At 47.2% G+C, this 14709-nt stretch carries 11 protein-coding genes; 5 read left to right on the top strand and 6 right to left on the bottom strand.

Annotated features, from left to right (window positions below; genetic code table 11):
- Both F3I09_RS14060 and F3I09_RS14055 read left to right on the top strand, forming a co-directional pair.
- Complete coding sequence (locus tag F3I09_RS14060; protein WP_149695657.1) at positions 1-3957, top strand: caspase family protein; 3957 nt, start codon at positions 1-3, stop codon at positions 3955-3957.
- A gap of 174 nt (positions 3958-4131) precedes the next feature.
- The gene (locus tag F3I09_RS14055) at positions 4132-4533 is read left to right on the top strand and encodes a hypothetical protein (RefSeq protein WP_149695656.1); all 402 of its coding nucleotides are present in this window, start codon (positions 4132-4134) and stop codon (positions 4531-4533) included.
- A 103-nt stretch (positions 4534-4636) separates the two neighbouring features.
- Here F3I09_RS14055 and F3I09_RS14050 read toward each other — a convergent pair whose 3' ends face one another.
- Positions 4637-5215, bottom strand: a complete 579-nt coding sequence (locus tag F3I09_RS14050) for a hypothetical protein (RefSeq protein ID WP_149695655.1) — start codon at positions 5213-5215, stop codon at positions 4637-4639.
- 159 nt (positions 5216-5374) lie between these two features.
- On the bottom strand, positions 5375-5779 hold the full coding sequence (locus tag F3I09_RS14045; RefSeq protein WP_149695654.1) for an ACT domain-containing protein: 405 nt from the start codon (positions 5777-5779) through the stop codon (positions 5375-5377).
- A gap of 206 nt (positions 5780-5985) precedes the next feature.
- On the opposite strand from F3I09_RS14045, the gene F3I09_RS14040 reads away from it, so the two are divergent.
- Positions 5986-6588, top strand: coding sequence for a hypothetical protein (locus F3I09_RS14040; RefSeq protein WP_149695653.1), 603 nt, complete (start codon positions 5986-5988; stop codon positions 6586-6588).
- A 50-nt stretch (positions 6589-6638) separates the two neighbouring features.
- On the opposite strand, the gene F3I09_RS14035 is transcribed toward F3I09_RS14040, so the two are convergent.
- On the bottom strand, positions 6639-8396 hold the full coding sequence (locus F3I09_RS14035) for an amidohydrolase family protein (RefSeq protein WP_149695652.1): 1758 nt from the start codon (positions 8394-8396) through the stop codon (positions 6639-6641).
- A gap of 62 nt (positions 8397-8458) precedes the next feature.
- Between F3I09_RS14035 and F3I09_RS14030 the strand changes: the two genes are divergently transcribed.
- On the top strand, positions 8459-9244 hold the full coding sequence (locus F3I09_RS14030) for a patatin-like phospholipase family protein (protein ID WP_149695651.1): 786 nt from the start codon (positions 8459-8461) through the stop codon (positions 9242-9244).
- Positions 9245-9508: 264 nt separating this feature from the next.
- On the opposite strand, the gene F3I09_RS14025 is transcribed toward F3I09_RS14030, so the two are convergent.
- Positions 9509-10240, bottom strand: a complete 732-nt coding sequence (locus tag F3I09_RS14025) for a hypothetical protein (protein WP_149695650.1) — start codon at positions 10238-10240, stop codon at positions 9509-9511.
- 20 nt (positions 10241-10260) lie between these two features.
- On the opposite strand from F3I09_RS14025, the gene F3I09_RS14020 reads away from it, so the two are divergent.
- On the top strand, positions 10261-12078 hold the full coding sequence (locus F3I09_RS14020; protein ID WP_149695649.1) for a glycoside hydrolase family 15 protein: 1818 nt from the start codon (positions 10261-10263) through the stop codon (positions 12076-12078).
- A 3-nt stretch (positions 12079-12081) separates the two neighbouring features.
- Here the strand turns inward: F3I09_RS14020 and F3I09_RS14015 are convergent, their stop codons facing one another.
- Positions 12082-13608, bottom strand: coding sequence for a TolB family protein (locus tag F3I09_RS14015; RefSeq protein ID WP_149695648.1), 1527 nt, complete (start codon positions 13606-13608; stop codon positions 12082-12084).
- 149 nt (positions 13609-13757) lie between these two features.
- On the bottom strand, positions 13758-14684 hold the full coding sequence (locus F3I09_RS14010) for a S1C family serine protease (protein ID WP_149695647.1): 927 nt from the start codon (positions 14682-14684) through the stop codon (positions 13758-13760).
- Positions 14685-14709 lie beyond the last annotated feature (25 nt).

Raw genomic sequence — 14709 nt, 5'->3', positions numbered from 1 at the left:
ATGAGATACGATTCTTTACCCCAGATCGAAGCTCGTTTCAAGAGTGAAGCAGCTCCATTCCTAACACCATTTTCCCTGCAGGTTCCCAATGAACAACTGATCCTCAAGGGACAATTGTACAAGCCAGACCGTAACAATTATTTCTATCCTGATACCCATACGAAGGAGCGGATAGTACTGCATTTTACGGCCGGTAATCTCAAGTCCGACATATTGAGCCTGACCACTCAGGGAAGACACGTTTCTGTACCTTTTGTAATTGCCCGGGATGGTACCATCTACCAGTTATTCCCTTCAGGTAACTGGTCCGGTCATCTGGGAGCCGGCCTTGGAAATCAGGGTACAAACAATGCGCAGGATAAGGTGACCATCGGCATCGAGCTCTCTAATTATGCATATCTCGTGCCCCGCGATGGGAACCTCGAAACCATTTACTCACGCGCTCCGCAGGACGGTAAGCCTGGGCCTGTTGATGAGTATTGCTCATTGAGTAATACCGCTGCCTACCTGAAGATCGACAAGCCTTTCAGGGAACAGTCCTATTATGCTTCCTATACACCTGAACAACTGGAAAGCACTATCATCCTGCTCCGTTATCTGACCGCCAAATATAATATCCCCCGCCAGTTCCTGCCGGAGGATAAAAGATATATCACTACGGATGATGTACTGTCATTCAAAGGCATCGTATCCCATATCAACTATCGCCCTTCCGGTAAATGGGACATCGGACCTGCCTTTGACTGGGATGCATTGATCAGTGGTGTTACAGCTGCAGAATTTACGCCTGCAGCTACGGTCCGTTCTTTAAATTTTGCGACCCGGGAACTATCTATCGGATTGACCACCGAAGGAGGGATCGCTGCCCAGTTTGTTGATGAGAACAGTGATGAGGAAGGCGCTCCGGAAGCAACAGACAATGAAGGATATAATCCCAATGATTATGAAGAAAGCACTGCAAAAGAGGTAGCACCTTCCAGCGGAAAAGTATATGCCCTGCTGGCCGGTATCAATGAATATGACCAGGTGCGTAAACTAAGCGGCTGCCTGCACGATCTGCAACAGGTGGAAGACTACCTGAAGAACCGCACAGTGTTTGATTGTAAGATCAAAAAGATAACAGATTCCGAAGTAACAAGGGGCAACGTAGTAAAGGCATTTGAGGAGCACCTGGGACAGGCGAAGAAAGAAGATACCATCCTGTTCTATTTCTCAGGCCACGGTACCCAGGAAGATGCGGCACCTATGTGGGATGAAACTGACGGCAAACTGGAATGCATCGTGTGTTATGACGGTGGTACCAGCAAGGCAGCTGAGTTCCTGCTGACAGATAAGGAACTGCGTTATATGATCGCTAAATTGTACAATAAGACAGCCGCACATATCGTGGTGATCTTTGACTGCTGTCATTCCGGCGATAATACCCGTGGTCAGCTGATCAATGCTGCCTTCGCCAAAGACAAAGTGATCAAACGTATGATCTACGACAATACACGTTACTCCGGCGCTTTCCCGCAGCGTGAATGGAGTGAGTTCGTGTTCAGTACTGAGATCAGAGAAGAAGACATAAAATATAAAAAGACGGATGAATTCCTGCCCGAAGGTATCCATATACAAATGGCTGCCTGCGAAAGTAATCAGTCTGCCGTTGAAATAAATGGGGAAGGAATATTCACCAAAAAACTGCTGGGTGCTCTTGATGCCTGTACCGGTAATGTTTCCTATAATGACCTGAGCAGCAGGATCAGGCAGTACCTGCGTTTCAGTTTCGAACAGACGCCGCGTATTTATGTATCAGGAGATACTGACAGACTGTTGTACACTGGTTTCCTGAATCGCAGTCTCACAGACAATGTCACTATTGCCGAAGCCACTTATGGTAAGAATGGATGGCAGCTGAATATTGGCGCTATCCATGGTGTAGATAAAAATACGAAGCTCACTATCGTAAATGCTGACGATGCAAACCAGAAATGGACCGCCCGCATAGACAACGTATTCATTGATTACAGCGGCATCACCATTGACGGTACGCCTGACCAGACGAAAGCTCATAAAGCATTTGCAGAAGGACTGATGAGCGGAAAAATATTGCTGGAGCTGAACAACAGCAATGGTAATCCTGCAGAGATGGCCCAGCTGCTGGACGATATTGAACGCAAGGCTGGAGGTCATTTTGAATTCCAGTCAGGTGCTGCAGTGAATGGCCGCGGTGCAGACTATGCACTGCATATCAGGGCAGGTGAAGCAGTTATTACACATGCCAATGATCCTTACCGTCCGGTGGTACGCCCCCTGGATCTGACAAAAGAGAAAGGAGATGTTGAACTGGTAGAAACACTGAAACACATCTCCCAATGGCAGTTTATCAAGCAGCTGCAGAACAGTGTTATCCCGGAAGGCTTCCCTGAAAAACCCTTACAGATCGATGTTGCCAGGATCTATCCGGATGGCAGCAAGGAAAAGATCAGCACCGATACCGGAACTGCCACCTTCGATTTTGAGCCTGGTCAGGGTCTCTGGGAAGGCGCCATGGAAATAAAACTCACTAATACCACCCAACAATCCGTATACGTAGCTGCCCTGTATCTCGGTATCCAGTTCAGCAGTTACCTGGAATACCTGCCACAATCCCCCTGGCTGCTGGAACCCGGTAAAGAGCTTATTCTGGCCAGGAAAGGCAAAGACAGGATCATCATCCGCCAGGATGATTTTGTAAAGGAATATAACTGGCCATTAAGCATGGAAACGCTGAAGCTGATCGTCAGCACAGACGAGTTCAATGTGAAGGCGCTTTCCCTGGGTAGCCTGCCGGCTCCTTATGTGCTGGCCGACCGTGAGAAAGGACTGGTAAGAGGTAAAACAGAGGTCGCCAAAGGAGCTGTAATGGAAGACGATATTCCGGCAGAATTTAAAGGCTGGATCACCCAGACCTTATACCTCGTCTTCAATAATCCAGACTTCAATAACATAGACCGTAAGATGCTGCAGGAACTGATGGAGTACGACGAGACGGCTTATTATGCCGCCGGTTTGTATTACGACCTGGTAACAGATGAAAACGGACAACCTACCCGCCTGAAGCTGAAACCTGAAATTAAGGTCCCGGAAGGCGAAAAAGGCCTGTGGGGAGACGTTGTATTGTGGGCAGCCAATACTATTGAAAGCCGTCAGCGCAAAAGACTGTATAAACGCTTAAAAGAGACAAACAGGTTAAGGATCGTAGCAGAAGGCGATTCCTGGTTCCAGTATCCTATCCGTGTGCTGGATACCATAGACCATCTGTACAAACTCTATGCGATCCGCAGCTTTGCCGAAGCAGGCGATACGCTGGAGAACTATATGAAGGAAAGAGAGTACCTGAAGGGGATCAAAGAAGAGGAAGCGCAGATCTTCCTGGTCAGCGGTGGTGGTAATGACATACTTGGCGAGCAGTTCCAGTATTCTTTACGCGACACGCCTGCTAAAGATGATATGACGCTGGCACGATTCCTGAACAAGACCTTCTTCGATAAGCTGGACCGCCTGGAAACATGGTATACCGATATGTTCACCGAACTGCACAACAGGTATCCGAACCTGCGTATGCTGGTGCACAGTTACGACTATATCATACCGGTTGATACAGATCTTTACCCCCGTAGAACCAGCTGGCTGGGTAAATACATGATCCGGAAGAATATTCATCAGCAGGCGGTGAGAGAATCCCTGATCCGCTTTATGGTGGATGAATTTAACAAGCGCCTGGAAAAAGTGTCCGCCGCATTCCCGGGAGTAGTTTACTATATCAATGTGAGGGAGATTGTGGACCGTGGCAGCTGGTATGATGAGATACATCCTACTAATGCCGGGTTCAAGCTGGTAGCCGACAAATTTGTCGATATTATCGAAGGGCTGAAAGCTGATCTTAAACCGTTTGCGGAGGCACCGGCAATGTCCGCCCGCACCCGACTGTAACTATCCATTCAAATAAAGGAAAGGCTGTCCGCTGTTATGGTGGACAGCCTTCATTTTTACCATCCGCTGCTGCAGTATTGCCGCCTGAAGCAATAACGATAATTGGTCCTGACCGCAGTGGAAAGGTTAAATAATAGGAATATACCGTTATACTTGCAGGAGAATTATTGTATCATGATTGAAGCAAACGATGTGCGTCCGGGTAACCTGGTATGGTATTATGATCTGTATATGAATGAAACAGTGTTTGAGGTAGAGGGCATATTAGACGGCTTCATCTATAGTTCAACACTGCCAAAAAGCAAACTGCCGCTGGCAAATGTACATCCCTTGTCTTTGGATACGGGTTATCTGCGCAGTTTTGGATTCGTAAGAGGAGATAAAGCGCATGGAGAAGATGAAAATGTGTACTCCTATAAGTACAATCGTAACGACAGTGTGTATGTAAGGGATGAAGGATATTCCTTTCAATTCCTGGCAGCCGCACCAGGGCAGCTGATACCCTATGGACAAGCGGTGGTGCATGTGCATCAGTTACAAAACCTGTTTTATTGTCTGACGGGGCAGGAATTATAAAGAAAGGGATACCTTACAATAACATATCCCTTTCTTTTAATTCTTTCCACCGGAGAGAGTACCATCTTTTACGTGAAAGCAGTAGTAGCTATTTTATGGTAGCTCATGGATGAGGGCCCATACAAACGATCTGTACACCGCTGAAAGTGCCTTTCAGGTTGATCGTTTTTTCAGCGCCTGACTCGATATCATTTCGGCCCGTGAACTCAAAATGACCGGAGATAAAGGCTTTCACATCATCAAACCTGATCTCTGTAAGTGTGAAAGTACCTTTCTCAGAATTGCAGGAAACATCTTTACTGGCAGCATCATCTGCGTTTTCTGCTGATTCATCCTTCGGATAGTTCAGAAATTGTGCAAAGTTGGCGGATTCTTCGCCGCCAGCCGATTGGTCCAGTGAAATAGTAACCGGCTTGAATTCGCCGATTTTCTTCAGATCAAATTTGATGGACAATGTTCTGTTCCCATCACGAAGAGTACACTCCAGGTTCATGATAGCCATCTTACTGCTACCGATGGTGGCAGTACCTCTGATATCCTTTGAGGAAATAACGGCACCATTCTTCTCAATGTTAAATGTACCCGGATTGAGCACTTTCTTTTGCGCTAATACGGTCGTGGAGCCCGTACAGAAAAAAGTGATAACAGCACTTGTTATCAGTGATAGCATTTTAGTTTTCATGTAGGTTCGGTTAGGGATAGCTGATTAAGTATAACGACGAAAGATACAAAAAATATTTTCAAACCACCACTCCCCCCATTTTGCCGACCCGCTATTTTATAACAACGGTCTTACTACATCTTGAGCGGTATGGTCAGCCGGTGATTATCTATCCTTTTGTTATATAGAAGTATTGGTACTGAATGATTTAAGCACCTGCATAGCCCTGTCCGCATCTGCTAAAGCCACAAAAATGTGATCATGGTAATAGGCTGCCATTACATTACAACTGATCCCCGCTTTGGCAAGCGCCGTGGAAAAGGCTGCCGTAAGTCCCACCGCTTCCAGCGACGAATGTATGGTGAGTGTGATCCAGGCGGCGATGTAGGTATAAGGCAGCTGAAGACGGTCCGCCGTTTCCCTGGCAAGAATAAGTGTTGTACCTTCTTTTTCGCGGAAGCTCCCAATCACCTCCTGCCAATCTACCTGTCCCGGGTTGCTCACCGTGCAGAAAACGTATGCTCCCTCATGCAGCTGAGGCGTCATGTGTTGCAGTAATGTGGAAATGTCTGTAATGCCGCTCATGTTGTAAATATACGGCCAATGAGAAGATTAAAAGCGTCGGTCCTCTCCGGTATCTTAGAAGGGATAACATCTGTCTTAAAAGGACTTTATACGGGCAATGATAAAGCTAAAAACTCCCCGGTATATAAAAAGGGTTACGCACCTATATTATATATTATATTGACAATTTAAATAATACGATCTATCTTGCCTTTTTAATAGGCAATATGACCAGGTACTGGACAAACTACGACAACAAAGGGGACAAGCTGTTAGCTTTCGCAAATGGAACACTGTACAAAGCAAACCCGAAACCAGATGAAATAGAGAACATCGTCAGGGATATGCAGATGAATGACTTTACGGCGCCAGGCCTCTTTAGCATTCCTGCGGACTACATCAAAGAGGTCCACCTGCAGGAGGGGAATGACTATATCCAGGTTTTCTTCGGCCAGAATATAGAAGAACATCTGCAAATTAAGGACGATGCTACAAGACAGGAAATATTCGACTTTCTGAAAGATCACCTTCCGGGGGCTTCATACACCGTTGACAAATATACTAAGTTCAGGGCTGCTAAAAAGCCAATGATTGCGCTGGCGGTTATAACAGTGCTGTTTCTTTACACCCTGAGTTTAACCCTGGTCCTTGATGCGGGCGGAGAGGTTATGGCAGGCGGACGTATCGGAGGGCTGCTGGCAGGAGTAGCCGGGTTGGGCATGACGAAGGTATTACTGATCTATGGCACATTGATTGCCATTGCAGGTACTACAATGACGCGTAAGATGATGAACCCTCCCGTTATTCATCTGATCCGGATAGTTCGTTAGAAAACGATATGGGAGCCGTTTACAATGTAGTAACCGGCCCCCATATATGTTTAACGGATAAAGGATACCTTTACGATCTTACCGTTTTCAATGGTATAAACAGCAATAGCTTCCATTGGCTTTTCCCCCATACCCGTTACTTTTTCCTGATCTATCACTGTATTACCCAGCACCATCCTGTTCACCAGCTGACAATGTAATTCTTTTGCCCTGTCAAAGATGGCCGCATATCGTTGCCGCATCTGTTCTTTTCCCTGCATCAGTAATTTACCGCTTGCCTGGTCATAGATAGCGATGCTATCGCTGTAAGGCGCCAGGAAGGCTTCGATATTACGGGCATTATAGGCATTCAGCTGTTCCTGTACCAATACTGCCGGTGTGGGCTTCAGCAGTTCCTTTGGTTGCAACTGTACGCCACGGTGTATGACGGTCTGTACATCCGCCAGGGCGTTCAGGTCCTGTGTAGGATCTTTGTCCAGGATCAGCAGGTCGGCAATTTTTCCTTTTTCTATACTGCCATAATCCTTGTCTTTTCCAAAACCTTTTGCCGCATTGATGGTAGCTGAACGGATGATCTCCAGATTGCTTAATCCCGATTGTTGCATGGCTTGCAGTTCTGTAAAAAAGGATGAAGCATGCAAGGTACCGATATTACCTGCATCAGTGCCTGCCACTACATTTACGCCGGCCTTTTCCGCCAGTTCCAGGTTGGTGCGCATCACAGTATCTTCTTTTGAAGGGATGAAATGACGGGTGCGTAAAGTTTTATATTCAAAACCGGCAACGCTTTTGTCAATATGCTGAAGGTCCATCAATGTTCCCAGCATAAACGGGTCCCCATACGCCAGATCATGGGCGGGGAAATCAAACTGTTGCGTAAACGCCCGTTTATAGCCATGCATTACAGTCAGGGTAGGAATGTAAACGGTTTGTTTGCTTTTCAGCAACTGAAGCATTTCATTGTCCAGCACTTTATCATCCACACTATGCACCAGGATGTCAGCCCCCGCTGTAACAGCCAGTTTAGCGGTTTCATACTGAGTAGCATGTACAGCTACTTTTAATCCGTGGGCATGACTTTCGGCTATCGTCGCCTTCACAATATGTAAAGTACTTTCAGCCGGCATACCTGGCACCACAATGTACCAGATCTTAATAAAGTCAGGTTTATAGGGCAATTGCTTTTTTACCAGTTCACGGGCTGCTTCCGGCGTAGTCACTTTCACAATAGGCGGATCGTTTTTATCCAGGTTAGGTGGAAGGTAGGTAGACACCAACGGTCCTGTTACCCAGGCATTAGTAGCATGGGGATCGGCATTCACTTTGTCGCGGATGGCAAAATTGCTGAATGGTCCGCCTACATCTACCACGGTAGTAATACCACATGCCAGGTAGCGGGCCATCATATCATTCAGATGTTCCTTTGCCCACTGCTGGTCCTTTTCATAAGGATATACCGCCATGAGGTTCAGGGCATCGGGCCGGGTATACAGGCCGCCGGTCTGGAAAAAATGGATATGCGCGTCCGTCATACCGGGCATAACGTACTTGCCTGTGGCATCTATGACAGTAGCGCCGGCGGGTGTCTTCAGTTTCTTTGATGGTCCTGTAGCCAGTATACGGTCATGCTCAATGATGATGGTCTGATCTGCCAGCGTTTTACTGGTGTTGACATCTATCAGGTTAGCATGCGTGATGCAAAGGGTAGAGGGCGCATTATTTGCAGGCGATGTGGCGGCGGATTGTGTGTAACCCGGCAGTGCATATATGACGAGCGCAACTGCCAATAACAGCGGGAATTTTTTCATCGGGTTAAATTTGATAGGTACTAAAGATAGCAGATTTTACTTTCTTTATATATATTAGCCATATGAATCAGGAGTTGAGAGTCCCTATACAGCGCCCCTTTGTCCTATCTGGTGGTGGCGCCCGTGGTTATGCCCATATCGGTGTATTAAAAGCGTTTGCAGAACATAATATCTTTCCCGAAGCTATCGCGGCTACCAGTGCCGGCTCTATAGCTGCGGCCTTTATCTGTGATGGTTATACTACAGATGAGGTAAGGGAGATCTTTCTGCATACAAAGATGGGATTGACGGTTGAATGGCGGAACCTGAAAACAGGTTTCCTGTCATTGAAGATCCTGGAAAAGGTACTGACGCAGACTTTACGACATACTACCTTTGAATCATTACCGATCCCCCTGTATGTTACTGCCACCAATTTTTCAACAGGGCAACAAACTATTTTTGACAGAGGACCACTGATACCCGCTATACTGGCGGCTTCGAGCATCCCAATGTTGTTTCCGCCGGTGGTAATTGAGGGCATTCCCTATGTGGATGGAGGTATTTCCGGCAACCTTCCGGTAGAACCTTTGACAGGGAAATACAAATCCATCATCGGCGTACATGTCAATCCGCTCACACCTTATAATCCCGCCAGCGGCATCCGCGCTAATATAGAGAGAACCCTGCATATGGCCATTCATGAGCCGGTATTGAAGAACCGGCTGCTGTGCAGTCGCTTTATTGAGCCTCAGGAATTAGGACAGTTCGGCATGTTCGATTTTAAACGTTTCGACGCCATTTATACGGTGGGACTGGAATATACCCGCCAGGTGCTGCAGGAAAGCCCTGAGCCGGTTGAGGCATAAAGCGCTGTTTTTCATTCAATATATTAGCGGGAACGTACAAAGGAGGTATAGCCGTACGAAAATGGAACTGATTGCGTTTAATTGCAAGAGATCACTGTTCATCTGCCTCCTATTGTAAACCCACTCACAAATGAGACACTCGCTAAATTATTCCATGATTATTGGTGCCCTTGGTATCTTTTAAATTTCTTCCTGTAGCAAATCTGACCTCGTTACTCCCGACCAAGATACCTTTAATGAAACAGTGGCCGGGATATTTTTTTATCAGTCAAAAAAAGGATCGGGAGCTCTTCTGTCAATATGAAAGGCCTGGTCAAGATAATAAAGTACAGTCTCCGGCGCTTTGGCCGTGCGTACCAGTTCTCTTAGCGGGGTTACTATCTTCGGATATTCATCGATAAATTCCAGTCCCTCCACCGGTGCTAAATGAAATGATTGCATCAGTAACCGGAACCGTTCCAGCTCTGCGCCCCAATACCGGATGTATTTACTTTCACTGATGCTGAGTTCTATGAGTATGCCTTTTATCTGGAAGAGTAGTCCGGCTTCCAGCCGGCAGTCCTGTGTGAGCTCCTGCCGGTATTTTTCCAGTTCATTCAGTACAAACTGTTTCTGCAGCAGGGGAGTGGTGACCTGGTCTTCTTCATATATGCCATACACACAGCTTACCTTATCCGGCAGAGTAGCCGCCAGTGCCTGGAACAAGGACCATAAACGGCTGTTATCAATATTGATCATAGCCTGGAAGCGATAGGGCAGGCGGGGATTCTCATTAAGTGTAAGGGCGTACCCTTCTACGATCTTCGCCTTCCTTCTTTTGAAGAGGATCTCGTCGATGTCCGGCCGGTAATCTATTTCCTCATCCGAGGGGATACGTACGGTAATAGGCAGTTCTAGCATATTGTAAAGATAAGGGAACAGGAGCTGCGGAAGCCGGACGATAGCAGAAATCCCGAAGCGCTCTCCCGGCTGTAACAGGCCCCATGCTTTAGGCATGGTTCATGATAAATATTAGTATGAAGCATCAGGAAAGACCATATCAACGCATTGAAAATTATGGTATTATAGGCAATCTGGAGACTGTTGCCCTGGTTTCCCTGACAGGGTCAATTGACTTCATGTGCTTTCCGCGGTTTGATTCTCCCACTATCTTTGCCGCCCTGCTGGATTCCACCAAAGGAGGGTACTTTTCTGTTGAGCCTGAGTTGAAAGATTATACCTCCAAACAACTTTACATACCTGGTACGGCTATCCTGCTGACCCGCTATTTCTCTGACTGCGGTATTGCTGAGCTGACGGACTATATGCCCATTGCTGATGTGCAGAAGGAGAATGATTGCACGATAGTCCGCAAGATCAAAACCATCCGCGGCAATATCACTTTCAAGGTGAATTGTGTGCCCCGGTTTGACTATGGTGCAGCTAAACATGAGGCAGTGCTGAAGAATAGGAAAAACGAGATCATTTTTACCCCTGTCAACGACGGGGATGTGCAACTCCGGTTGATAGCAGATAAACCTTTGCAGCTGAAACGTAAGAATGGATATGCGGAATTTACTCTCCGGGAATCGGAAGTAGCGCATATCGTATTGCAGGCCGTCAAAAAAGGCGATACAGGGGCCTTAGAGGGGATTGGATATTATACGAACATCTACCAGGGAACGATCGTGAAATGGCGGGAATGGGTAGGCAAATCGACTTATAAGGGACATTATGGGGAGTTGATACAACGGTCGGCCATTACCCTGAAATTACTGACCTCCACAAAGTACGGTTCCGTAGTGGCGGCGCCCACCTTTGGAATTCCTGAAGCATTGGCCGGCAACCGTAACTGGGACTACCGTTTTACCTGGATAAGAGATGCCGCTTTTACCATGTATGCTTTCCTGAAACTGGGCTTTTATGATGAAGCAGCCGCCTTTATAGACTGGATATTTAACCTGTGCAGGGAGAGCCAGTTGCAACTGGTGTACAATATTGATGGCAGCAAAGCAGGGCAGGAGAAAATACTGAAACACCTGGATGGCTATAAACATGCTAAACCTGTACGTATCGGCAACGCTGCCGCCGGCCAGCGCCAGACAGATATTTACGGAGAGCTGATCGATACTATCTACATCTACAATAAGTCTTTTGAGCCCATTACCTTCGAATTCTGGGCCTTGATCAGGAAACAGGTGGAATGTGTGATCAGCGACTGGAAAATGCCCGATCATGGCATATGGGAAATAAGGAACGAGAAACGGGAATTCCTCCACTCCCGTTTAATGTGCTGGGTAGCCATGGACAGGGCCATTAAAATTGCACAACATCGTTCATTTCCCTATCCGGAAACTGAATGGCAGACCGTTCGCGACGAAATCTATAATGACATTTACCATAATTTCTGGAATAAAGACCTGCAGGCATGGGTACAATACAAAGGCGCCAAAACAGTGGATGCCAGCGCGCTGCTGATGCCCCTGACGCATTTTATTACCCCATTGGAGCCAAGATGGCTTTCGACGATGAAGGTAATAGACAGGGAGCTACGCCTGGATGTACTCATTTATCGTTACCGGAACCATCTGGAAAGGGTAGACGGACTGGATGGCGAAGAAGGTACTTTCAATATGTGCTCATTCTGGTATATAGAAGCCCTTGCCAAATGCGGAGAACTGGAGCTGGCGATAGAAAGTTTTGAAAAGATGATCGGGTATGCCAATCACCTCGGACTTTTCAGTGAAGAGCTGGGAAAAAAGGGAGAGCACCTGGGGAACTTTCCCCAGGCATTCACGCACCTTGCTTTAATTAGTGCTGCCGTTGAGATCAACAAGCAGATGAGTCGTGTGTAAAGATCATTTTCCCGAAGGAAATATGGGAAATAGCAGATTGGTATTGCTGATAAATGCGATACGCTTACTATCCGGCGACCATGAAGGCGTATTGATCGTGCCCTGTCCACCGTACAGGTAGGCAATCACTTTGGCGGGGCCACCACCTGCAGGCATCAGCCGTAAATAAACATGTTTATAAAAAGGATGGTCTGACGGCACTACTTCTTCTTTCAGAAAGGAAATGAATACGATCCACTTACCATCCGGGGAAATGTGCGGGAACCAGTTATTAAAACCATCATCTGTGATCTGTGTCTGTTCAGAACCATCGGCCTTCATCCGCCATAGCTGCATCAATCCTTTGCGCACAGAGTTGAAGTAAATGTACTTTCCATCTGGTGTATATTCAGGTCCATCGTCCAGTCCGGGGGCAGTGGTCAGCCTGACTTCCTCTCCACCGGCAGCAGGCACACGGTAGATATCAAACTCACCGTTACGTTGCCCGGTAAATACCAGGTACTTTCCATCCGGCGACCATCCATGCATATAGGAAGGACCCACCTTGTTGATACGTGTAGGAGTGCCTCCTGTGCGTGGCACCACATAACCTATTGACGCGCCTTTTTCCCCGTCGCCGCTGCTGATAGCGAGCATCTTTCCATCGAAGGATAACACGTGATCATTGTTGTTCTTTTTCGCTTCTCCGGTGTGGATCAGGGAAGGGGTTTTCTCCTCCAGGTTAAATTGGTACAGCACCCCGTCAGCATTATAGATCAGCGATCTGCCATCTTTATTCCAGTTAGGGGCCTGTATGGAACCTGGCACCTGGTAAACGATGGTGCTGTTCTGCGTAGCGATATCCAGTATTTCGAGCATACTGCCGATATACTGGCGGTAAGGTACCAGTGTGTCGGGCGCAGGTACCGTGATACGTACGTTGCTGAACACTGCTTTCTCAACAACATCTGCATTGTGAGAGCAGACGAACAGGCCTGCGTATACTTCATCTCCCAATGCGAGATTATCCAGTTTTTCACTGACGAATGTTTGTCCGTTACGTGCTACGGATAAAGTGAATGTATTACCCTTCCGTTCTAATTGCACAACATCGGCAGCGGTTATAGTTGATTTTATTTCCTCTGTATTCGCCCCGGTAGTACGCCTGAACTGCAGGGAGGTTAACCCGTCTCCATGTACGACGCCATTCACGTGTGTAGCGCTGGTGTCCAGCGAGCTGCGTATCATCAGGCCCCATTTGCGATGTGCTTCTTTACCTTTGCCAATGAATCGGGCATTGGTACGGAGAATGAAATCCCCTTTCATCTTCTTCCACACAAAGTGAAACTCATCACTGCCGAACCACATATTCGTACCGGCGCCGCTGATGGTGTATTGCTGTGTTGTTGGGTCGTACCGCGTGGCACCAGGGAGTTTCACTTTCCCGACATCTGTTTGTCCGTCGAAAATGCCGGGCGATTGTGCAGAGAGCCTGGCGAACTGGCTGAATGCCAGCAGGCTGACGATAAATAACAGCAATTTCTTACTCATATGTAATAGTATAACGTGATCAACTGGAGGCAGGGGTGCCGCGGAATCTTATACTGTCTAATTTACAGATGTTTCCCCGGGAATGAAAGATTTCTGCTGGCAGTGGGCGCTATTAATTTACATAGTTAAGAATAGAGATGTTATTGCACTCAATCCCCTCTTTCTATGGGTGTTACCCGCAGTTCATGTTTTACATTGTCCCTTATCACATTGATATACTGGAACTGACCTATTTTATCAGCAGTCATCATTTTAAAGAACTGGTCGGCAGTTTCTACCGGCTGATCATTGAACTGGAAAATGATGTCCCCGTTGAGGATACCTGCTTTGGCCGCGGGACTGTTGCGCTCCACTTTGGAGATAAACAAAGCCTGTTTGTTTTTTAGCTGATGAATGGTACGCAGTCTTGGTACAAGATCTATCTGTTGCATGGCAACACCTATATAGGCTCTTTTGACTTTACCGTAACGGATCAGCTGGTTGGCGATAGCCTTGGCGGTATTGATGCTGATAGCAAAACAAAGGCCCTGCGCTCCGCGGATAACGGCTGTATTAACGCCAATAACCTCTCCATTGCTGTTAATGAGCGGACCACCGGAATTACCGGGATTCAGGGCTGCATCTGTCTGTATCATCGCATCCATCATCATACCGTCCTGTCCCTGCAGTGATCTGCCCAAAGCACTGATCACACCTGCGGTAACGGTGTGCTGGAATCCCAGGGGATTACCAATGGCAATCACCATCTGACCGATCTTCAGTTCGTCGGAGTCGCCCAGTTTCACAGGAGAAAATTCCCGGGCATCAATTTTCAAAAGCGCGAGGTCTGTAGAAGGGTCCTGGCCAGCCAGGCTGGCTGGGTATATACGACCGTCCTGCAGCATTACTTTCAGGCTGGTAGCCCCGTTTACAACGTGGCTGTTGGTGAAGATATAACCATCGGAAGAGAACAGGAACCCGGAGCCAGTTCCGGACACTGCCTCCTGGTTACCGCTGGCGTTCAGCCTTTCTATTTTGACAACTGCCGGACTTGCTTTTTCCACAGCGTCAATGATAACTTGAGAATATGCATCCATAATTTGAATTGTATCGATTTTTTTA

The organism is Chitinophaga sp. CF418 (genome assembly GCF_900142925.1).
In the GTDB taxonomy this organism is placed as follows: Bacteria; Bacteroidota; Bacteroidia; order Chitinophagales; family Chitinophagaceae; genus Chitinophaga.
This window is presented reverse-complemented; position numbering and strand designations above follow the sequence as displayed.

What these genes read in the sequence shown, in the direction of transcription:
- F3I09_RS14050 (WP_149695655.1), bottom strand. Translation starts at nt 5,215, where the DNA reads ATGAAAACTAAAATGCTATCACTGATAACAAGTGCTGTTATCACTTTT.
- F3I09_RS14010 (WP_149695647.1), bottom strand. Translation starts at nt 14,684, where the DNA reads ATGGATGCATATTCTCAAGTTATCATTGACGCTGTGGAAAAAGCAAGT.
- F3I09_RS14060 (WP_149695657.1), top strand. Translation starts at nt 1, where the DNA reads ATGAGATACGATTCTTTACCCCAGATCGAAGCTCGTTTCAAGAGTGAA.
- F3I09_RS14055 (WP_149695656.1), top strand. Translation starts at nt 4,132, where the DNA reads ATGATTGAAGCAAACGATGTGCGTCCGGGTAACCTGGTATGGTATTAT.
- F3I09_RS14035 (WP_149695652.1), bottom strand. Translation starts at nt 8,396, where the DNA reads ATGAAAAAATTCCCGCTGTTATTGGCAGTTGCGCTCGTCATATATGCA.
- F3I09_RS14040 (WP_149695653.1), top strand. Translation starts at nt 5,986, where the DNA reads ATGACCAGGTACTGGACAAACTACGACAACAAAGGGGACAAGCTGTTA.
- F3I09_RS14030 (WP_149695651.1), top strand. Translation starts at nt 8,459, where the DNA reads ATGAATCAGGAGTTGAGAGTCCCTATACAGCGCCCCTTTGTCCTATCT.
- F3I09_RS14015 (WP_149695648.1), bottom strand. Translation starts at nt 13,608, where the DNA reads ATGAGTAAGAAATTGCTGTTATTTATCGTCAGCCTGCTGGCATTCAGC.
- F3I09_RS14020 (WP_149695649.1), top strand. Translation starts at nt 10,261, where the DNA reads ATGAAGCATCAGGAAAGACCATATCAACGCATTGAAAATTATGGTATT.
- F3I09_RS14045 (WP_149695654.1), bottom strand. Translation starts at nt 5,779, where the DNA reads ATGAGCGGCATTACAGACATTTCCACATTACTGCAACACATGACGCCT.
- F3I09_RS14025 (WP_149695650.1), bottom strand. Translation starts at nt 10,240, where the DNA reads ATGCCTAAAGCATGGGGCCTGTTACAGCCGGGAGAGCGCTTCGGGATT.